The 19,720-nt window shown below is 72.2% G+C and carries 17 protein-coding genes; 12 read left to right on the forward strand and 5 right to left on the reverse strand.

Features of this window, described 5'->3' with window-relative positions; genetic code table 11:
- Window positions 1–56: 56 nt before the first annotated feature.
- The 6 genes from OHB01_RS18400 to murQ all read left to right on the forward strand — a co-directional run bounded on the left by OHB01_RS18400 (window position 57) and on the right by murQ (window position 7,008).
- On the forward strand, window positions 57–1,877 hold the full coding sequence (locus OHB01_RS18400; protein WP_328855728.1) for an ABC transporter substrate-binding protein: 1,821 nt from the start codon (window positions 57–59) through the stop codon (window positions 1,875–1,877).
- Between the two features lie 3 nt (window positions 1,878–1,880).
- Window positions 1,881–2,888, forward strand: a complete 1,008-nt coding sequence (locus tag OHB01_RS18405) for an ABC transporter permease (RefSeq protein ID WP_147945383.1) — start codon at window positions 1,881–1,883, stop codon at window positions 2,886–2,888.
- A gap of 94 nt (window positions 2,889–2,982) precedes the next feature.
- Window positions 2,983–3,891, forward strand: coding sequence for an ABC transporter permease (locus tag OHB01_RS18410; protein WP_142649253.1), 909 nt, complete (start codon window positions 2,983–2,985; stop codon window positions 3,889–3,891).
- A gap of 2 nt (window positions 3,892–3,893) precedes the next feature.
- Window positions 3,894–4,925, forward strand: a complete 1,032-nt coding sequence (locus tag OHB01_RS18415) for an ABC transporter ATP-binding protein (protein WP_142649254.1) — start codon at window positions 3,894–3,896, stop codon at window positions 4,923–4,925.
- Entirely contained in the window at window positions 4,922–5,926 is a 1,005-nt protein-coding gene (locus OHB01_RS18420; RefSeq protein ID WP_142649255.1) for an ABC transporter ATP-binding protein, read from the forward strand. The genes OHB01_RS18415 and OHB01_RS18420 overlap by 4 nt, the downstream gene beginning before the upstream one ends.
- A 65-nt stretch (window positions 5,927–5,991) precedes the next feature.
- On the forward strand, window positions 5,992–7,008 hold the full coding sequence (murQ, locus tag OHB01_RS18425) for an N-acetylmuramic acid 6-phosphate etherase (RefSeq protein WP_328855729.1): 1,017 nt from the start codon (window positions 5,992–5,994) through the stop codon (window positions 7,006–7,008).
- Window positions 7,009–7,070: 62 nt separating this feature from the next.
- Here murQ and OHB01_RS18430 read toward each other — a convergent pair whose 3' ends face one another.
- The gene (locus OHB01_RS18430) at window positions 7,071–7,967 is read right to left on the reverse strand and encodes a MurR/RpiR family transcriptional regulator (RefSeq protein WP_147944676.1); all 897 of its coding nucleotides are present in this window, start codon (window positions 7,965–7,967) and stop codon (window positions 7,071–7,073) included.
- Window positions 7,968–8,211: 244 nt separating this feature from the next.
- Here OHB01_RS18430 and OHB01_RS18435 point away from each other — a divergent pair, with 244 nt between their 5' ends.
- Window positions 8,212–9,768 carry a glycoside hydrolase family 10 protein gene (locus OHB01_RS18435; RefSeq protein WP_328708190.1) on the forward strand — a complete coding sequence of 519 codons (1,557 nt, stop codon included), beginning with the start codon at window positions 8,212–8,214 and terminating at the stop codon, window positions 9,766–9,768.
- 143 nt (window positions 9,769–9,911) lie between these two features.
- On the opposite strand, the gene OHB01_RS18440 is transcribed toward OHB01_RS18435, so the two are convergent.
- The gene (locus tag OHB01_RS18440) at window positions 9,912–10,625 is read right to left on the reverse strand and encodes a carboxymuconolactone decarboxylase family protein (RefSeq protein WP_328855730.1); all 714 of its coding nucleotides are present in this window, start codon (window positions 10,623–10,625) and stop codon (window positions 9,912–9,914) included.
- A 76-nt stretch (window positions 10,626–10,701) separates the two neighbouring features.
- Here OHB01_RS18440 and OHB01_RS18445 point away from each other — a divergent pair, with 76 nt between their 5' ends.
- From OHB01_RS18445 to OHB01_RS18455, 3 genes are read left to right on the forward strand one after another with little or no spacing between them, the layout of a single operon-like run.
- Window positions 10,702–11,331 (forward strand): TetR/AcrR family transcriptional regulator, encoded by a 630-nt coding sequence (locus OHB01_RS18445; protein ID WP_142649259.1) that lies wholly within the window; start codon window positions 10,702–10,704, stop codon window positions 11,329–11,331.
- Window positions 11,332–11,351: 20 nt separating this feature from the next.
- Window positions 11,352–12,554, forward strand: a complete 1,203-nt coding sequence (locus tag OHB01_RS18450; protein ID WP_328855731.1) for an anhydro-N-acetylmuramic acid kinase — start codon at window positions 11,352–11,354, stop codon at window positions 12,552–12,554.
- Between the two features lie 21 nt (window positions 12,555–12,575).
- Entirely contained in the window at window positions 12,576–13,394 is an 819-nt protein-coding gene (locus OHB01_RS18455) for a MerR family transcriptional regulator (protein WP_328855732.1), read from the forward strand.
- Between the two features lie 277 nt (window positions 13,395–13,671).
- Here the strand turns inward: OHB01_RS18455 and OHB01_RS18460 are convergent, their stop codons facing one another.
- A complete protein-coding gene (locus tag OHB01_RS18460; protein WP_142649262.1) occupies window positions 13,672–15,138 on the reverse strand; it encodes an MDR family MFS transporter in 1,467 nt (488 codons plus the stop codon).
- A gap of 88 nt (window positions 15,139–15,226) precedes the next feature.
- Between OHB01_RS18460 and OHB01_RS18465 the strand changes: the two genes are divergently transcribed.
- Window positions 15,227–15,850 carry a TetR/AcrR family transcriptional regulator gene (locus tag OHB01_RS18465; RefSeq protein ID WP_147944672.1) on the forward strand — a complete coding sequence of 208 codons (624 nt, stop codon included), beginning with the start codon at window positions 15,227–15,229 and terminating at the stop codon, window positions 15,848–15,850.
- 21 nt (window positions 15,851–15,871) lie between these two features.
- Here OHB01_RS18465 and OHB01_RS18470 read toward each other — a convergent pair whose 3' ends face one another.
- Entirely contained in the window at window positions 15,872–16,534 is a 663-nt protein-coding gene (locus OHB01_RS18470) for a response regulator transcription factor (protein WP_328855733.1), read from the reverse strand.
- On the reverse strand, window positions 16,531–17,682 hold the full coding sequence (locus OHB01_RS18475) for a sensor histidine kinase (protein ID WP_328855734.1): 1,152 nt from the start codon (window positions 17,680–17,682) through the stop codon (window positions 16,531–16,533). The genes OHB01_RS18470 and OHB01_RS18475 overlap by 4 nt, the downstream gene beginning before the upstream one ends.
- Window positions 17,683–17,900: 218 nt before the next feature.
- Here OHB01_RS18475 and ggt point away from each other — a divergent pair, with 218 nt between their 5' ends.
- Complete coding sequence (gene ggt, locus OHB01_RS18480; RefSeq protein ID WP_142649265.1) at window positions 17,901–19,667, forward strand: gamma-glutamyltransferase; 1,767 nt, start codon at window positions 17,901–17,903, stop codon at window positions 19,665–19,667.
- Window positions 19,668–19,720 lie beyond the last annotated feature (53 nt).

Below are 19,720 nucleotides of genomic sequence, written 5' to 3' on the forward strand. Positions count from 1 at the left end.
GCCGCCGCATAAGGTCCGGACAAGATCCGCATCAGAACAACCCCCCGGAGCGGTCAATGAAACGTCTGACAGCGGTCGCGGCGGTGCTCAGCCTCGCGGCCGTCGCGGCATGCAGCGGCGGCGGCACGAGCGGAAAATCCACGGGCGGCGGTGGCGGTGGCGGTGTCTACACCACGGTCGACATCAACAAGCCGTCACTCGACGTCAACGCGCCGATCAACCCGTGGAACCCCAAGGGCAACGCGTTCTGGGGCTACAACGCGATGAGGATCGCCTGGGCGAAGAACACCCTTACCGACCCGAACCAGTTCTATCCGGGCATCGCGGCGAGCTGGGACATCGCGCCGGACAACTCGTCCATCACCCTTCACCTGCAGCCGGGCAACAAGTGGTCGGACGGGCAGCCCGTCACCGCCGCGGACGTGAAGTTCTCCATCGCGCTGGCCTACACCCAGGGCAGCACCGCCTTCGCGGTCGACCCCGGCGCGGCCGGCGCCGCCTCGGACGTCGAGGTCGTCGACGACAGGACGATCAAGATCACCCAGGACATGAAGAACCCCAGCGTCACGTTCGTGCGCGGGGTCATGGACGCGTTCGTGGTGCCCGAGCACGTCTGGCAGAGCGTCGTCCCCGCCGACTTCTGGGACACGCTCAAGGCCGCACGCGGTGACGGCCCCGAGGCGGAGGCGGCGCGCGGACAGGTCAAGGCGCTGTCGGAGAAGGTGCTCGCGTTCGCTCCGGCCCAGGACGTGTCGGCCGGGCCGTTCGTCCTCAAGCGGATGAACCCCGGCGAGGCGCTGCTGGTGAAGAACCCGAACTTCTACAACGCCGCCAACGTCGCGCCCGACCAGCTCAAGCTGCTCAACACCACGGGCAACGAGCAGATCTGGAACTATCTGACCTCCGGCACGCTCGACAACGCACCGTTCACCGCGGTGCCCGCCGACGTGATGAAGCGCATCAAGGCGACGCCCGGCAACCAGGTGATCAAGGGCTACTCCCCGGTGGCCGTCTCGCTGGCGTTCAACCAGGCGAAGAAGCCGTACGACAACGTGCACGTGCGGCGCGGGCTGGCCTACCTGATCAACCGCCAGGAGGTCACGCAGATCGCCTCGCCCGAGGGCGGCACGGCGGCCGTGACCACGTCGGGCATCCACCAGAAGGCCGCCAGGGAATGGCTCGGCGCCGAGCTCGACACGCTGGAGCCGTACGCGCTGGACCCGGCGAAGGCGGAGAAGGAGTTCACCGAGGCCGGCCTCCAGAAGAAGGACGGCAAGTGGGCGCTGGCCGACGGCAAGCCGTGGAAGGTGACGATCAACATCCCGGCGCCGTTCTCCGACTGGGTCTCCGCGGCCAAGGCCATCACCAGCCAGCTCGCCACGGCCGGGGTGGACGCCGAGGTGGTGACCACGGCCGACTATCCGCTGTATCTGTCGGAGCTCGCCGAGGGCAAGTATGATCTCGGCTTCTGGCTCATCGCGCTCGGCCCCGCGCCGTACAACATCTACCAGCGCCTGTACGGCTCCTCGAACGGCTGGAACATCCTCGGCGGCAAGGTCAAGCACTCGCCGGCCGGCAAGGACGGCAACTGGATGGGTGGCCCCGAGACGATCGACGTCGAGGGCGTCGGCACGGTCAACCCCGGCGAGCTGACCGTCCAGCTCAACAGCGTCACGGGCGACGAGCAGAAGGCCGTCATCGCCAAGCTCGCCAAGGCGGCCAACCAGGATCTTCCGGTGATCCAGCTCTGGGACTACGTGAACACGCAGTTCGTCAACACCAACCGCTTCACCGGCTTCCCGGAGGACGAGAGCGATCTGCTGCGCCAGCCCTCCGGCGTCTGGATCCAGCTCGGCCTGATCAAGAAGAAGCAGTAGTCCATGGCGGTTCTCCTCAGGCGGCTCGCGGGCCATGTGGCCCGCGGGTTCGTCATGATCCTGGTCGTCACGACGATCAGCTTCCTGATCATCAGAAACGTTCCCGGAGATCCGCTCCTGGCCCGCTACCAGAAGCTCGTCGAGCAGGGCATGGCCCCCGACGCCGCCCAGCGCGCGGTCGAGGCGCTGTACGGCTTCACGCCGAAGGGCGGCCTGTGGGAGCAGTATCTCGACTACATGGGCGGGCTGGCCCACCTCGACCTCGGGCAGTCGCTGTCCGTGCCCGGCACCGGCGTGTCCACCGTGCTGTTCTCGGCCGCCAAGTGGACCCTGATCCCGGTGCTCGCCGGGACGCTGCTGAGCTTCCTCGTCGGCGTCGTCATGGGCGTCTACGCGGCGATCAAGCGGACCGGCGTGCTGGGCGACCTCCTCGCCATCTCCGGGTCGCTGCTGCACGGCGTGCCGCAGTATGTGCTGGCGCTGCTGCTGGGGGCGATCTTCACCACGCTGATCCCGATCCTCCCCGCCGGGGGGACGGCCGACATCGTGATCGACCCCGGCTTCACCGCCGACTACATCGGCTCGCTGGTGCAGCACGCCACCCTGCCGGTCGTCACGTACGCGCTGGCCGGCTATGGCGGGTGGATCCTCGCGATGAAGTCGAGCGTGGTCACCGTGCTCGGCGACGACTTCATCCTGGCGGCCGAGCTGCGCGGGATGAAGCGGTCGATCATCTTCCGCTACGTGGCGCGCAACGCGATCCTGCCGCTGTTCACGATCCTGGCGCTCTCGCTGGGCCTGCTCTTCGGCGGCTCGATCTTCATCGAGCGCATCTTCAACTACCCGGGCCTGGGGCTGATGCTCATCGACAGCATCAACAACCGCGACTACTCGCTGATGGGCGGGGCGTTCCTGCTCATCACGACGGCGGTCGTCGTCGCGAACATCGCCGCCGACCTCCTCTACACGGTCATCGATCCCCGGGTGCGCAGCGGAGGGGAGGCGGCATGACCGAGCGAATCAGCAGACACAGCGTGCCGCGTGGTGCGGCCATATGCGCGCCTCCGGCACGACGCCACCCCGAGCCGTCAGGCGAGGGGATCGCATGAGCGCCACCATCGTGCCGGAGGCGGAGACGGGGGCCGCCGCGGCGGTCCGCCGCAACTTCTGGCGGGGCGTCTGGCGGGTCATGCGGCGCAAGCCGAGCCGGATGGTCGGTGCGGTCATCCTCGTGGTGTTCGCCCTCATGGGGATCCTCGGGCCGATGCTCTACCCCGACCCCCTGCCGCGCGACACGAGCGCGCTCTACGCGCCCCCGAGCCTGCGGCATCCGTTCGGCACCGACTTCGAGGGGACGGACGTGCTCGCCCTCGTCGTCACCGGTTCCCGGTACGTCCTGCTGACGGCCCTCGTGACGGCCGCCATCACGGTCGTCGTCGGCGCGGGCGTCGGGCTGTTCGCCGGGTTCCGGCGGGGCCGCTGGGACACCGTGCTCATGCGGTTCACCGACATGAAGCTCACGATCCCGGGGCTGCCGCTGCTGCTGGTGCTGTCGACCGTGTGGAAGTTCACCGGCGCGGTCGAGATGGGCCTGGTGCTCGGGCTGCTCGGCTGGGGCGGTGTGGCCCGGGCCGTGCGGTCGCAGACGCTGTCGCTGCGCGAACGCGGCTTCATCGAGGCGGCCCGGGGGCTCGGCCTGTCCACGACGCACATCGTCGGCAGGGAGCTGCTGCCCGGCATGGCTCCGTACATCGCGATGAACGCGCTCATCGCGGTGACCGGCGCGGTCTACGCGCAGGTGGGCCTGTTCTTCCTGGGCGTGCTGCCGTTCGAGGCGAACAACTGGGGCGTCATGCTCAACCTCGCCGTCTTCGGCGGCGGCGCGCTGACCACGACGGCCGCGCTGCCCTATCTGCTGGCGCCGCTGCTGGCGATCCTGCTGCTCACGCTCGGCATCGTGCTGGTCGTGGACGCCATGGACGAGATCTTCAACCCCCGGCTGCGGGAGGAGTGAGCATGGCTCCCGAGCAGAGTCCTCCCGGCGTCCGGATCCGCGGGCTGACCGTGGTCTATCGCACCCCGGCCGGCGAGCTGCCCGCGGTGTCCGGCGTCGACCTCGACCTCGCGCCCGGCACGATCACCGGTGTCGTCGGCGAGTCGGGCTCCGGCAAGTCGACGCTCGCGTTGTCGCTGCTCAACGCCGTCCAGCCGCCCGGCAGGATCGCGGCGGGCAGCGTCGAGATCGACGGGCTCGGCGACGTCGTCGCGCTCGGCGGCGAGGGGCTGCGCCGAGCCCGGGGGCGGCACGTCGGGTATGTCTTCCAGGCGGCGCAGAACTCCCTCAATCCGCTCAAGACGGTCGGCAAGCAGGTGCTCGACCTGGGGCGTTCGCACGGCGTCGAGGACCCGCGCGGCCTGCTGGCCGACGCCCGCGACCTGCTCGGCCGGATGGGCCTGGACGGCGCCCGGGTGCTCGACTGCTATCAGCACGAGCTGTCGGGCGGCATGCGCCAGCGGGTCGGCATCATGCTGGCCCTGGTGCTGAACGCCCGCCTCGTCGTGCTGGACGAGCCCACGACCGCCCTCGACATGATCACGCAGGCGACGATCCTGCGCATCGTGCGGGAGGTGCACGCCGAGCGCGGGCTCACCACGCTCGTCATCACCCACGACCTCGGGGTGGTCGCCGAGGTCGCCGACCGGCTCGCGGTCATGTACGGCGGGCGGCTGGCCGAGCAGGGGCCCACCCGGGAGGTGCTGGCCGCGCCGCGCCACCCGTACACCCAGGGGCTGCTCGGGGCCATCCCGCGCCTCGTCGGCGACATCGGCGAGGCATGCGCCCTGCCGGGCCGCCCGCCGACGCTGGCCGGCATCCCGGCCGACGGGTGCGTGTTCCGCGAGCGCTGCCCGCTGCGCATGGACGTGTGCGAGACCGGCCGGCCGCCGGTGGTCGTCTCGGGCTCCCGGTCGGCGGCCTGCCATGCCGTACGGGAAGACGAGGGGAACAGACCGGCCGTGGCCGCCGTGACGGGGGAGGACCAGGCATGATCAGCGGGATCGGCATCACGAAGACGTTCCGGCAGCGCGGCGGCGTGCTCGGCGCCCGGGAGGTGCCCGCGCTGCGCGGCGTGGACTTCGCCATTCCGAAAGGAGGCGCGGTCTCGTTCATCGGCGAGTCGGGCTGTGGCAAGACGACGCTCGGCCGGATCATCGCCGGGCTGGAGACCTGCGACTCCGGGGAGATCGTCATCGACGACGTGGCGATGTCGTCGCTGAGCCACCGCAGGCGGCAGCCGTACTTCCGCCGGGTGCAGCTCATCCACCAGGACCCCTACTCCGCGCTGAACCCGACGCGCACGATCCACCAGGCCCTGGCCGCGCCGCTCGCGCTGCGGGCGAAACAGACCGGCCGGCCGCACTCGTGGGCGGACGAGCGGGCCAGGGAGCTGCTCGGGCTGGTCGGGCTCGACCCGGGCTACGTGCTGCCGCGTTATCCCCACCAGTTGTCGGGCGGCATGCGCCAGCGCGTGGTGATCGCCCGCGCGCTGACCGTCGATCCCGAGGTCCTGGTCGCCGACGAGGCCGTCTCGATGATCGATGTGTCGCTGCGCCTGGGCATCCTCGCGCTGCTCAAGGACCTGCGCGAGCGGCTCGGGGTGAGCGTGCTGTTCATCACCCACGATGTGGCGACGGCCCGCTATATCGGCACCGACGGCGAGCTGTACGTCATCTATCGCGGCCAGGTGGTCGAACGCGGCCCGGTCGAGACCGTCATCTCGGCCCCGGTGCATCCCTACACGCAGGCGCTGCTGTCGGCCATACCGGTGCTGCACGGCCTGGAGTCGCCGGGCGAGCAGCGCGTGGTGCCGGTGGAGGCGTCGGGAGAGTACCCGGACGGGTGCCTGTTCGCGCCGCGCTGCCCGTTCAGGACCGAGCGGTGCGAACGCGAGCGGCCCGCGCTCGGCCGCGACGGCGACACGCCGCAGGAGCACGCCTGCTTCCATCCCGAGCGCCGCAGCGTGGTCGCACTGCCGGTGAGCCGCCGGTGAGGAGTCGTCCGGACGCGTACGGCGAGCGGGGGAGGCCGGAGATGGAAACCGACGACAGGGACGAGATGACTGACCCACTGACGGGCCTGTCCACCGAGCACGGAGAGCTTGAAACCGAGCTCGGCGAGCTCTATACCGAGCAGGGCGAGTTGTACACCGAGCAGGGCGAGTTGTACACCGAGCAGGGCGAGTTGTACACCGAGCAGAGCGATCCGCGTTATCGCGAGATCGACCGGCTGCCGACCGAGGAGATCGCCCGCCTGATGAACGCGGCCGACGCCACGGTGCCCGGCGCGGTGGCCAGGGCCATCCCGGCCGTCTCGGCCGCCATCGACGCGATCGCCGCCCGGATGGCGCGGGGCGGACGCCTGTTCTACGTGGGGGCGGGGACGTCCGGCAGGCTGGGCGTGCTCGACGCCTCGGAATGCCCGCCGACCTTCGGCACCGACCCCGAACTGGTGCAGGGCGTCATCGCGGGCGGCGAGGCCGCGCTGACCCGGTCGGTCGAGGGCGCCGAGGACGACCGCGACGGCGGGGCGGCGGACGTCGCCGACCGCGGCCTGGGCCCGCTCGACTCGCTCGTGGGGATCTCCGCCAGCGGACGCGCGCCGTTCGTGCTGGGGGCGCTGGACGCGGCCGCCCGCCGTGGGGCGCTGACCGTGAGCCTGTCCTGCAACCCGGGGTCGCCGCTGTCGGAGCGGGCCGAGCATCCGATCGAGGTGGTCGTCGGCCCCGAGGTGGTGGCCGGCTCGACCCGGCTCAAGGCGGGCACCGCGCAGAAGCTCGTGCTCAACATGATCTCCACGATCGTGATGATCCGGCTCGGCAGGACGTACGGGAACGCCATGATCGAGGTCTCGGCGGTGAACGAGAAGCTCGCGCGCAGGGCGACGCGGATGGTCGGCGACATCACCGGCGCGGGGGCCGCCGCCGCGCGGGGCGCGTTGGAGGCGGCGGACTGGAACGTCAAGGTGGCGGTGCTGATGATCGAGCGCGACCTTGGCCCGGACGGCGCCCGGGCGCTGCTGAAGGCCAACGGCGACCGGCTGGAGGCCGCCCGCCGCGCCGGCGGCGCGGCCTGACCGACTGACCGGTGGCCGCGCTCTCGGAGAACCGGTGGAGCGGACGGTTCCGCGCGGGTGGGTCAGGCCGAGCGGGCGCGGCGGTGGGCGTCGCCGAGATAGTCGGCGAGCGCGTCGCGGGTCGCCCGTAAGGCCGCGTCGGAGCTGTCGAACGTGCGCTGCGCGACGCCGACGAAGACGCAGTCGACGATGAGCAACTGACTGATCCGGCTGGCCAGCGCGCCCGGCCGGAACGCCGTCTCGCGCCCGGCGGAGACGAGGACGTGATCGGCGAGCCCGGCCAGCGACGAGCGCGGGTTGTTCGTGATGGCCACGGCCGTCGCGCCGGCCTTGCGGGCGACCCGGATCGGGCCGAGCACGTCGGGCGTCTCGCCGGTGCAGCTCACCCCGACGGCCACGTCTCCCTCGCGCAGCAGCGCGGCGCTGGTGAGCGCGAGGTGGGCGTCGGTGAAGTAGTGGCCGGGCAGCCCGATCCGCATCAGTTTCTGCGCCATGTCGGCCGCGACGAGGCCGGAGGCGCCCACGCCGTACACGTCCACGCGGCGGGCGCCGGCGACGGCGTCCACGACCGCGCCGAGACCGTCGGGGCTGAGCTGGGCCGCCGTGTCGGCGAGCGCCTGCGACTCGGCCCGGGTGACCTTGGCGATCACGTCGGTCAGCGGGTCGTCGGGGGCGAGGTCGCCGGGCACGAGCCGCTCGGGGGTGTCCCTGGCGACGGCCGCCGCGAGGGCGAACCGCAGTTGCGAATAACCGGCGAAGCCCAGCGCCCGTGCCGTCCGCACGATCGTCGCCTCGCTGATCCCCGAGACCGCGCTGACCTCGGTGATGGTGCTGCGGGCCACCATGGCGGGGTCGTCGAGGATGAGGCGCGCGATGGTCTGGGCGGCGGGGGTGAGCGAGGGCAACACCGCACGCACCGTCGCGATCGGGTTGACCGGTGCGCCCTCGTTCTCGTTCATTGCGTGCAGCCTCTCCTGTGCGCGATCAGCTTAGATCCACGCGCCCGCCGGTGCGGGACAACGCGGACAGAAGTCCACATGTCGAGACATGTGCGGTGTGACCTGGATGCCCGGTGCCGTCTCTCCTGAGGACCTCTTGGGGCAGATTACACGTCGATGACACTTTCTTTTATCCGCATTGATCTGAAAGTAAGTTTCTGTCAGTGTCGTGATCGCCGAAACCCCCCGGCCTTCGGAGGTCCGATTGAGCTCTCCCTCCCGGCGTGCCGTGCTGCGCGGCCTGGCCCTCGCCGCCGCGGCGTCGGCCGCACCGCTGCCGTCCCTCGCCGCGTCCCCCGCTTCCGCCTCTTCCGCCGGCTACGTGCCACCGCTGCGCCAGATGCGCGGCATGTGGATCGCCTCGGTCGTCAACATCAACTGGCCGTCCAAGACGGGCCTCACGCCCGAGCAGCAGCGGGCCGAGTTCGAGGCCTGGTGCGACCTTGCCGTGGCGCGCCGGCTCAACTCCGTGTTCGTGCAGATCAGGCCCACCGCCGACGCCTTCTGGCCGTCCCCGTACGAGCCGTGGTCGCAGTACCTCACCGGGGTCCAGGGGCAGGACCCGGGCTACGACCCGCTGGGCTTCGCCGTCGAGGCGGCCCACCGGAGGGGGCTGGCGTTCCACGCCTGGTTCAACCCCTACCGCGTGTCGATGCAGTCCGACCCGGCCAAGCTGCACCCCGATCACCCCGGCCGCAAGCACCCCGAGTGGATCGTCCCGTACGGCGGGAAGCTCTACTACAACCCCGGCATCCCCGAGGTCCGGGCGTTCGTGCAGGACGCGATGCTCGACGCCGTCACCCGCTACGACATCGACGGCGTCCACTTCGACGACTACTTCTACCCGGTCAACACCACCGAGTTCGACGACAGCGCGGCCTATGCGGCGTACGGCGGGGGCTTCGCCGACCTGGCCTCCTGGCGGCGCAACAACGTCGACCTGCTCGTGCGGGAGATGCAGCAGCGCGTGCGGCGGGCCAAGCCCGAGGTGATCTGGGGCATCGGCCCGTCGGGCATCTGGCGCAACAAGGCCACCGACCCGCTGGGCTCCGACACCAGCGGCGGCCAGTCGTACGACAACCTGCACGCCGACACCCGCACGTGGGTGAGGAACGGCTGGCTCGACTACATAGCGCCGCAGCTCTACTGGTACATCGGCCAGTCGAACGCCGACTACGCCAAGCTCGTCCCCTGGTGGTCCGGCGTGGCCGCCGGCACCGGCGTGCAGCTGTGGATCGGCCAGGCGGCGTACAAGGCGGGGACGGCCGGGCAGCCCGCCGAATGGTTCCAGCCGGACGAGCTGTCGCGGCACCTCACGCTCAACCGTGACCACTCGGAGGTCGGCGGAGACATCTGGTACAACGCCGCCGACGTCCGCGACGACCGCCTCGGGTCGATCAGCGGCGTGCTGAACGAGCACTACACCCGGCCCGCGCTCGCACCGCTGCTGCCGAGGCTCGCGGGCGGCGAGCCGCCGCGCCGTCCGGTGCTCGCCTCGGCCCGCCGCGTGAGCGGGGGCGTGGAGCTGCACGTCGAGGCCACCGGACCCCGCGCGCCGTTCCAGTTCGCCGTCTTCCGGTTCGACCGGCCCGCCCGCCCGCAGGACTTCGCCGACGCGGAGCACCTGGTCGCGGTCGTCCCGGGGGACCGGCACGTCCGCTGGGTCGATCCGGACGGCGCACGCGGCCACCGCTACCACGTCACGGCCGTCGACCGGGTCTCCCGGCAGAGCGAGCCGAGCGGGGAACGCGGCGTCCACTGAGCAGGGCCCATTGAGCAGGGTCCCGTTGAGCAGGTTGCATTGAGCAGGGTGGATCGAGCGGTCCGCACGGTCGTCAGGCGGTGCGGACCGCGGCGCCGCGGCGTGCGGGGACGTCAGCGCACGTCAGCGCACGTCAGCGCACGTCAGCGGGTGGGGGCGAGGTCGGCGAGGCACGCGTTGAGCGCCTTCCACGCCTGCCACGCCCGGGTCGCCCCGAACTGCGCGTTGAAGCGCAGCACGGCCCGCACGTCCTCGGGGGTCGCGCCTGCCCCGAGGGCGCGGCCCACGTGGATGCGGAACGTCTCGTCCAGCGTCTGGTAGTGCACGTCGACGCTCATCGTCATGAACGCCCGCTCGCGGACGCTCAGCGTGCCCGGGCCCTGGACGCCCCGCATCCGCGACTGGAGGTCGAAATACTCCAGGAAGTACGGGTCGAGCTTGGTCAGCTCGGCCCGCACGGGCGCGGGCAGCGGGGTCGGCGCCGCGCCGGGGCCGGTCTCCAGCAGCTCGCGGGGCAGCGGTTCCGCCTCCGGACGGGGGAGCCCGGCCGCGGCCTCGATCTCGGCGAGCCGCTCCAGCGCGCCCAGCGCCGCGACGTACCCGCTGTCGTAGGAGATCAGGCGCAGCAGTGCCCGCATGTCCGCGGTGGACACGCCCCGCCGCAGCCCCGCGCGGACGTGCATCTCGAACGGGAGCCCGAGGGCGGGCTGGCAGATGTCCGCCACCAGGGCGAGGAACACCTTCTCGCGGTCGGTCAGCTCGGGCACCGCCCAGCAGTGCCCGACGCTGGCGGCCGCCATCTGGGCGAACACCGGGTCCATCTCGTTGATCGTGTCGGTCGAAGCGTGGACGGTCACTGGGATCGCTCCTTTGATGAACGGCTGTAGCGCTACGACTGTAGTGTGAAAGTCGTGCTCGTACAATGGGCCGGTCATGGAATCAAGCACGCCCCCGGCTCCCGCCGCCCGCCGCCGTCCGAACGCGCGGGGGCAGGGCGAGCGGCTGCGCGAGGAGATCGTCGCGGCGGCCATGCGGATGCTCGACGCCCTCGCCGACGACGAGGCGCTGTCGCTGCGGGCCGTGGCGCGCGAGGTGTCGATCGCGGCCACCTCGGTCTACCTGCACTTTCCCGACCGGGACGCGCTCGTGCTCGCCGTGCTGCGGCGCTGCAACGAGGAGCTGGTGCGCACCGGCGACGAGGCGGACGCCGCGCACGAGGACCCCGCGGCGCGGCTGCGGGCGCGCATCCTCGCGCAGACCGCCTGGGCCCACGAGCATCCGGGCCTCTACAAGGTGCTGCACGAGAGCGCGGTCCACCGGCGGCTCGGCATGCCGTTCAAGGAGGTGCTGGTCGCCAGGACGACGGAGGCGGTCCAGCGCTGCATGGACGCCGGCGTCGCCCCGCGTGACGACGCGGCGACCGTCGCGATCGACCTGCGTACGGCGGTGAACGGCATGCTGTCGCAACGGATCAACGAGCCCGACCTGCCCTGGCCGCCAGCCGAGGAGCAGATCGACCGTTTCCTCACCAAGCTCGTCGGCCTCCCGCCGAGAGCCGGCTGACGGGCCCCGGCGAGGTGGGCGTGCGCATACTCGGGCTGATGTCGGGGACCTCCCACGACGGGATCGACTGCGCGCTCGTCCGCTGGTCGCGCGACGGCGACCTGCTCACCGGGGTCGTGGAGCACACCGCCACCGTGCCCTACCCGCCCGAGCTGCGGGCCGCGATCGTCGCCGCGCTGCCCCCGGGCCGTACGGACATGGGCGAGGTCTGCCGCCTCGACACGCTCGTCGGACAGGCGTTCGCCGACGCGGCGGCGGCCTGCCCGGCCGCCGACCTCGTCTGCTCGCACGGGCAGACGATGTACCACTGGGTGAAGGGCGGGCGCGTGCGCGGGACGCTCCAGCTCGGGCAGCCCGCCTGGATCGCCGAACGGCTCGGCGTGCCGGTCGTGTCGGACCTGCGGGTGCGCGACGTGGCCGCGGGCGGGCAGGGCGCGCCGCTCGTGTCCGCCTTCGACCTGCCGCTGCTGGCCGGGCTGCCCGCCTCGGCGGGACGCGCGGGCGCGCTCAACCTGGGCGGCATCGCCAACATCACCGTCGCCCCCACCGCCTGCGAGCCTCCGCTCGGCCCTGCCGCTTGCGAGCCTCCGCTCGCCTATGACACCGGCCCGGCCTCGGCGCTGACGGACGCGGCCGTGCGCGCCGCCACCGGCATGCCGTACGACGAGGACGGCAGGCTGGCCGCGGCGGGGAAGGTCCACGAGGGGCTGCTGGCCGAGCTGCTCGCCGAGCCCTACTATCACCGGCCGCCGCCCAAGACGACGGGCAAGGAACTGTTCAACGCGGGCTATCTGGACCGGATCGCCGGGCCGTACGCGCTGGGCCTGCCCGACCTGGTGGCGACGCTCACGGCGCTGACCGCGGAGACGGTGGCGGCGGAGCTGCGGCGGCACGGGCTCGGCACGGTCGTCGTCTCCGGGGGCGGCGTGCGCAACCCGGCCCTGATGCGCGCGCTGCGCGAGCGGGCCGACGGCGTGCGGCTGCTGCCGAGCGACGACCTCGGCGTGCCCTCGGACGCCAAGGAGGCCGTCGCGTTCTCTTATCTCGGCTGGCTCACCGCGCACGGCCTGCCCGGCACCGTGCCCGCGTGCACCGGCGCCACAGGGGCGCGCGTGCTCGGCACGATCACCCCCGGTCCCGGCCCGCTGCGGCTGCCTGCGCCGCTGGACCTGCCGCCTCGGCGGATCCGCATGGGCGGCGTGGTTGACCCTCACACCGTGTGAGGCGCTGGAATCGGCCGCATCATGTTCACGATCGGAGACTTCGCCAGGCACGGCCGCGTGTCGGTCCGCATGCTGCGCCACTACGACGCGATCGGGCTGCTCCGCCCGGCCCACGTCGATCCCGCGAGCGGCTACCGCTTCTACGAGGCGGGCCAGCTCGCCCGCCTCAACCGGATCATCGCGCTCAAGGACCTGGGTTTCACCCTCGGTCAGGTGCAGGAGATCCTGGACGAGCAGGTGAGCGCCGGGGAACTGCGCGGGATGCTGCGGCTGCGGCAGGCCGAGCTGGAGGCGGCGATGGCCGCCGCGGCGGCCCGGCTGGCCCAGGTCGAGGCGAGGCTCCGGACGATCGAAAGTGAGGGACACATGAGCACCGACGACGTGGTGGTCAAGCGCATCCCCGCTGTCCGGGTGGCCGAGCTCGGCGCCGTGGCGCGCAGCTACGAGCCCGAGGACATCGGCCCGGTGGTCGGCCCGCTGTTCCAGGAGCTGTGCCGCAGGCTGGACGAGGCCGGGGTGACCCCGGTGGGGCCGGGGATCGCCTACTACGAGGACGCCCCGGGCGGCGACGGGATCCTCGCGCACGTGGCGCTGCCGGTCGCGGTCGCGTCCGGAGACGGTCAGGACTTCGCGGTCGTGGACCTGCCCGCGATCGAGCGGGCGGCCACTATCGTGCACCGCGGGCCGATGGACGACGTCCTCCCGACCTCGCAGACGCTGGCCCGGTGGATCGCCGACGGCGGTGAGCGCTCCGCCGGGTACGCCAGGGAGCTCTACCTGGAGTGCCCCGACGACCCCGCCGGCTGGGTGACCGAACTCCAGGAGCCGCTCGCCTCGTAGCAGCGCGCCGTCCACCGGCGCTCACCGGCTGGAACGAGCGGCACGGACGGTTCCTTCCGGCGCAGTTACCGATGCGGCAGCTCGCCGAGGCGGTGGGCGAACGGCCGGCGCTGCGCGGCGGCCGTACGGCGGGGCCGCGGCATCGGTCGCTGCGGGCGGTGATCGAGTGGAGCCGGGACCCGCCCGCAGGCAAGCCCATAGGCGTACCGAACCGAGGTTCCAGGGCCGGGGCGTCGCGGACGAGGTCCGCGACGCCCCGGCGTGAGGACCCCCGGGGTCACGCCACCTCTTCCGGTGCGGCCGTCCGGGGACTCGTGGCCTCGTCGCCGTGCACCGGCGTCGCCGCCCGGCTCGCCCTCGTACGGGCCGGGAGGACGACGGCGGGGACGACCGCCACGACGGCGATGCCGATCGCCCACCAGAACGCGCCGTGAAAGGCGGCCGCGGCGCCGTCGCCGAGGAGCGACTGCAGGGCGACGGCGACCACGGCGGTGCCGAACGACGCTCCCACCTGCTGGGCGATGCGGGTGTTCATGGTGGCGTGCGGAATGTCCGTCGGCCGGATGTCCTGGTAGGCGACGGACATCGGCGGGATCAGCACCACCCCGGTCCCCAGGCCGCGGACCAGCAGCACTGCTCCCAGCCACCACAGGCTCGTGTCCGGCCCCGCGAGCGCGAAGGGGACGGTGGCGACGGCGGTGAGCAGAAAGCCGCCGATCGTCACGGCGCGTGCCCCGAACCGGTCGGCCAGCCCGCCGACCACGAAGCGCGAGGCGAGCGCGCCGACACCCTGCGGGATCAGCAGCAGCCCGGCGTCGAGCACGCTGTCGCCCCGAAGCTGCTGGTAGTACAGCGGCAGCAGGAACATGCCGGCGTACATCGCCGCGCCGGCGGTGAACAGAACCGCGGAGGCGCTGCCGAGCGAGCGGACGCGCAGCAGCCGGACGTCGACGATCGGCTCGCGCTCGCCGGGCCGCGCCGCCCACGCGACGAACGCGGCCAGCAGGACGACCCCGGCGACCAGCGGCGCCAGCACCCCGGCGTGGCCGATCCCGCCCTCCCTGGAGAGCTGCGAGAGGCCGAGGAGGATCCCCGCCAGCGCCGGTGCGAGCAGCGCCAGACCGGTCCAGTCCAGGCGCCCGCGCCCGGACGTGGCGCCGGGGCGGTCGGCGGGCAGGAACCGCCACGCCAGCAGCAGCCCGGCGGCGATCACGGGCACGTTGATGAGGAACAGCCAGCGCCAGCTCAGCCAGTCGAGGATCACCCCGCCGATCACCGGGCCGAGGATCGGGCCGAGCGCGATCGGCAGGCTGACGGTCGCCATCAGCCGGCTGTCGACCTGTCCGCCCGCGGCCCTCACCGCGAGCGTCTGCATCAGCGGGAAGATCAGCCCGGCGCCGAAGCCCTGCAGCACCCGGAAGCCGATCAGGCTCGCGCCGTTCCACGCCGCCGCGCACAGCACCGAGGCGAGCACGAACAGCACCAGCGCGGCCATCCAGACCCGCTTGCCGCCCCAGCGGCGCTCCGCCCACCCGGTGACCGGGATCGCGACGGCCACCGCCAGCAGGAATCCGGTGGTGACCCACTGGATCGTGCCGGTGGTCGTGTGCAGCTTCACCACCAATGTGTGGATCGCCAGCGTCACCATCGTGGAGTCGAGGATCGCCGCGATCCCGCCCACGAGCAGCGCGATCAGCGCCTTCTTCACCTGCGGCGACAGCTTCGCCTCAGTGGTCTCCGTCATCGTCTCGCTCTCAAATAAGAGTGGAATCCATCTCTTAGGAGAGTAGGACGTGTTGATAGGGAATGCAATCCTTCCTTATGATGGAGCCGTGACCACATCTGCCGCCGCGCCTGCCGCCGCGTCTGCTCCGCGACGCCGACGCGGGCCCGCGCTGGAGGCCGCGCTGCTGGACGCGGCCTGGGACGAGCTGGTCGAGACCGGCTTCGCGAAACTGACCATGGAGTCCGTCGCCGCCCGCGCCGGCACCGGCATCGCGGTGCTGTACCGCCGCTGGGCCAACAAGGACGAGCTCGTGCTCGCCGCGCTCGAGCACTACCGGAGCAGGCACCCGATCGAGCTCCCCGACACCGGGACCCTGCGCGGCGATCTCCTCGCCGCGCTCACCGGCATGGGGGAGACCCGCGCCGCCTTCTTCGCCGTCACCGCGGCGGCCGCCTTCTCGGGGCTGCTGGCCGGCACCGGGCTCACCCCGTCCCAGGTGCGCGACCGGATCATCGGCGACCAGCGGCTACCGCGCGTCCAGGCCATCTACCAGCGCGCCCACGACCGCGGCGAGATCGATCTGGAGCGGATCCCGCCCGCGGTGCTCGCCATGCCGTTCGACCTGGTGCGCCACGACCTGCTCATGAACCTGAAACCCGTGCCGCCCGCCCGCATCCGGTCGATCGTCGACGAGCTCTTCCTCCCCCTCGTCAGCGGGCGGGCCACCTGACGCGGGCGGCCGTACGGCGGGTCAGACCCAGCCGGGCTTGACCAGGCCCGACTCGTACGCGATGACGACGAGCTGGGCGCGGTCGCGCGCGTGCAGCTTGGTCATCGTGCGGCTCACGTGGGTCTTGGCGGTCGCCGGGGACATGTAGAGCCGGGCGGCGATCTCGTCGTTCGTCATGCCGGTGCCCACGAGCGCGAGCACCTCCCGCTCCCGCTCGGTGAGCGGGTCGAGGCGGGTCGCGATGGCGGGCTCCTTGGCGCGGGCGACATACTCGGCGATGAGCCGGCGTGTCACGCCGGGCGACAGCAGCGCGTCGCCGGAGGCCACCACCCGCACGGCCTGGATCAGCTCGGCAGGCTCGGTGTCCTTGACCAGGAAGCCGCTCGCGCCGCCGCGCAGGGCCTCGAAGACGTACTCGTCCAGCTCGAACGTGGTGAGCATGACGATCTTCACGTCGGAGAGGGCGGGGTCGTCGCCGATGCGGCGGGTGGTCGTCAGGCCGTCGGTGCCGGGCATGCGGATGTCCATCAGCACCACGTCGGGACGCAGCTCGCGGCTGAGCCGGACGGCCTGCTCGCCGTCGCCCGCCTCGCCGACGACGGTCATGCCCTCCTGGGCGTCGAGCAGGGCCCGGAACCCGGCCCGCACCAGCGCCTGGTCGTCGGCGAGCAGGACGCGTATCACTTCGGCTCCTTCTGGTCGGCGGATGGGGGAAGGGGGAGACGGGCCTCGACGCGGAAGCCGCCGCCGGGCCGGGGGCCCGCCGCGAGCGACCCGCCGAGCGCCGCGGCCCGTTCGCGCATGCCGGGGATGCCGTTGCCGCCGCCGAGGCCCGCCTCGGCCCGCGCCGTCCCCGCGCCGTCGTCCTCGATCACCACGGTCAGCTCCTCCGGCCCGTACGCCACGCGTACGGTCACCCGCGAGCCGGGCGCGTGCCGCGAGACGTTGGTCAACGACTCCTGCACGATCCGGTAGCCGGCCCGGTCGATGCCGGCGGGCAGCGGACGCTCCTGCCCGGTGACCTCCAGATCGACCGGCAGGCCGCTGCGCTCGATGAGGTCGGCCAGGTTGGCCATCCCCGCCGTGGGGGAGCGCGGCGCGCCCTCCCTGAGCAGGCTCAGCACGCCGCGCATCTCGGTCAGCACGTCCTTGGACGCCTGCTTGATCGTGGCCAGGGCGGTGCGGGCCTGCTCGGGGTGGTCGTCCAGGATGTGCAGGGCGGTGGACGCCTGCACGTGGATCAGCGAGATGTTGTGGGCGAGCACGTCGTGCAGCTCCTGGGCCATGGTGAGCCGTTCCTCGCTCGCCTGCCGCCGGGCCGCCTCCCGCGCCATCCGCTGACGTTCGGCGAGGCGCTCGCGGCGCATCCGGTAGAACTCCGCGACGGTGAGCGTGAGCAGCAGGTAGGCCGCGACCGCGGTGTGGTGGAAGAGGCTCGCCCGATGGGGGATGAGCCAGGTGGCGTAGGCGACCACGAACAGGAAGAACGCCCCTGCCGACAGCCACGCCGCGCGGCGGTGCCCCGACACCACCGCGTTGCAGATCACGATGATCGGGCTGAGGAACACCGGTCCATACGCGAAGTCGGACAGCATGTAGACCGAGGTGGCCGTGAGCGTGACGACCAGCACGGCGACCGGGGCGCGGCGGCGCAGCGCGATCGCGATCGGCCCGACCAGCAGCAGCCCGAAGCCCCACCAGGTCAGCGGCACCCGTCCGAGATCCGGGTTTCGCAACTGCCCATACTGGGCGCCGATCGACAGGAACACCTGAAGGATCCCCACGATGATCGGCAGAACGGGATCGATGCGGTGAAACACGGCGGAGCGCACACCCGCACGCTAGGCCATCACCCCTGGTCACCGCATCCGCCCCGCGCGGCAGTCCGCCGTACGCCGCAAGGAGTAGCGGGCTTCCCTCCGCCGCAGGCCGGGCCGCTCCGGCTGGACCCGCGTCCTGCAGGCGTCCGAAAGCGGACATTCCCGCAGCCTTTTTGACTGTCGTGAGTCATGCTGGAGTGATCGGTCACGTCTGATGGAGGTGCCGGGGCATGAGAAGCGTCGTCGTCGCGTCGCTGGGACTGGTCACGTTCGCGGGCTTCCTCGCGCCGCCCGTCCACGCTTCACCGGCCGCGAAAGAGGTCAAGCGGCCGGTCGCGGAGGGGTACGGCGGGGCGGTGGCCACCGTGGACCTCGACGCGAGCAAGGCCGCGCTCTCGGTGCTGCGCCAGGGCGGTAACGCGATGGACGCGGCGGTGGCGGGCGCCGCGGCGCTGGGCGTGACCGAGCCCTACTCTGCGGGGCTGGCCGGGGGCGGCTTCATCGTCTACTACGACGCGCGCAAGCGGAAGGTGACCACGATCGACGGGCGCGAGGCCGCGCCGAGGGCGATGACCTCGACGGCGTTCGAGGGCATCCCGTTCGACGAGGCCGTCACGAGCGGGCTGTCGGTCGGCGTCCCTGGCAGCGTGGCGCAGTGGGACCTGGCGCTGCGCCGTTACGGCACGATGCCGCTGCGCCAGGTGCTGCGCCCCGCGATCGAGATCGCCGAGAAGGGCTTCGTCGTCGACCAGACGTTCCACGACCAGACGGAGCAGAACGCCGCCCGCTTCGCCGACTTCACCTCGACCGCCTCGCTCTACCTGCCGGGCGGGCAGCCGCCGCCGGTCGGCTCGGTCTTCCGCAACCGCGACCTCGCGCGCACCTACCGTGAGCTGGGCGTCCGCGGCCCCGACTGGCTGTACGGCGGCGAGCTCGGCCGCGAGATCGTCGCCACCGTGAAGAAGCCGCCGGTGCGCAAGGGAGCCACCCGGAACGTCAGGACCGGCCTGATGGAGGTCTCCGACCTCAGGGCCTACCGGGCGCTCGAACGGCCGCCCACCAAGGTCACGTACAAGGGCCTCGACGTGTACGGCATGGCGCCGCCGTCGTCCGGCGGATCCACGGTGGGGGAGGCGCTGAAGATCCTTGAGGCACTCCCGAAGGTCGGCCTGCACGAATACCTGGAGGCGTCCCGGCTCGCCTTCGCCGACCGCAACGCCTACGTCGGCGACCCGGCGTACGTGAACGTGCCGCTGGACCGGCTGCTGTCCGACGGCTTCGCCAAGGAGCGCGCCTGCCTGATCGGCCCGCGGGCGATGGCCCACCCCGCCGCGCCCGGTTCGCCCGACGGCTCCTACGGACCATGCCCCTCGGGGGCTGCGGAAGGTTCGGTCCCAGAGGAGAAGAAGGAGGGGCCGGAGACCACCCATCTCGTGGTGACCGACCGCTGGGGCGACGTGGCCGCCTACAACATCACGATCGAGCAGACCGGCGGCAGCGGGATCGTGGTGCCGGGCCGCGGCATCCTGCTCAACAACGAGCTGACCGACTTCACCTTCGGCCCGGCGCCGGGCGACCCCAACCTGCCCGCTCCCGGCAAGCGCCCGAGGTCGTCGATGGCCCCGACCATCGTGCTCAAGAACGGAAAGCCGCTGCTCGCCGTCGGCTCGCCCGGCGGTTCGACGATCATCACGACCGTGCTGCAGATCCTGCTGAACCGGCTCGACTTCGGCATGTCGCTCCCGGAGGCCGTGGCCGCTCCGCGCGCCTCGCAGCGCAACACCGCCGCCACCCAGGCCGAGCCCGCGTTCGCCGACCGGTACGGCGCGGAGCTGACCGCGCTCGGTCACACGCTGACGGACGTCCCCGGCCCGCCGGTGGGTGAGATCGGCGCGGCGACCGGCCTGGAGTTCCTGCGCGACGGCCGCGTCCAGGCGGTCGCCGAGCCGGGCAGGCGCGGCGGAGGCAGCGCCCTCGTGGTCAGCCCGCGGCGCTGAGCCGGGTCAGCGCGGGGCCGGGTCAGCGCGGGGCCGGGTCAGCGCCGGGCCGG

It is taken from the genome of Microbispora hainanensis (assembly GCF_036186745.1).
Classification (GTDB): domain Bacteria; phylum Actinomycetota; class Actinomycetes; order Streptosporangiales; family Streptosporangiaceae; genus Microbispora.

What these genes read in the sequence shown, in the direction of transcription:
- OHB01_RS18400 (WP_328855728.1), top strand. Translation starts at nt 57, where the DNA reads ATGAAACGTCTGACAGCGGTCGCGGCGGTGCTCAGCCTCGCGGCCGTC.
- OHB01_RS18405 (WP_147945383.1), top strand. Translation starts at nt 1,881, where the DNA reads ATGGCGGTTCTCCTCAGGCGGCTCGCGGGCCATGTGGCCCGCGGGTTC.
- OHB01_RS18410 (WP_142649253.1), top strand. Translation starts at nt 2,983, where the DNA reads ATGAGCGCCACCATCGTGCCGGAGGCGGAGACGGGGGCCGCCGCGGCG.
- OHB01_RS18415 (WP_142649254.1), top strand. Translation starts at nt 3,894, where the DNA reads ATGGCTCCCGAGCAGAGTCCTCCCGGCGTCCGGATCCGCGGGCTGACC.
- OHB01_RS18420 (WP_142649255.1), top strand. Translation starts at nt 4,922, where the DNA reads ATGATCAGCGGGATCGGCATCACGAAGACGTTCCGGCAGCGCGGCGGC.
- murQ (WP_328855729.1), top strand. Translation starts at nt 5,992, where the DNA reads ATGACTGACCCACTGACGGGCCTGTCCACCGAGCACGGAGAGCTTGAA.
- OHB01_RS18430 (WP_147944676.1), bottom strand. Translation starts at nt 7,967, where the DNA reads ATGAACGAGAACGAGGGCGCACCGGTCAACCCGATCGCGACGGTGCGT.
- OHB01_RS18445 (WP_142649259.1), top strand. Translation starts at nt 10,702, where the DNA reads ATGGAATCAAGCACGCCCCCGGCTCCCGCCGCCCGCCGCCGTCCGAAC.
- OHB01_RS18455 (WP_328855732.1), top strand. Translation starts at nt 12,576, where the DNA reads ATGTTCACGATCGGAGACTTCGCCAGGCACGGCCGCGTGTCGGTCCGC.
- OHB01_RS18460 (WP_142649262.1), bottom strand. Translation starts at nt 15,138, where the DNA reads ATGACGGAGACCACTGAGGCGAAGCTGTCGCCGCAGGTGAAGAAGGCG.
- ggt (WP_142649265.1), top strand. Translation starts at nt 17,901, where the DNA reads ATGAGAAGCGTCGTCGTCGCGTCGCTGGGACTGGTCACGTTCGCGGGC.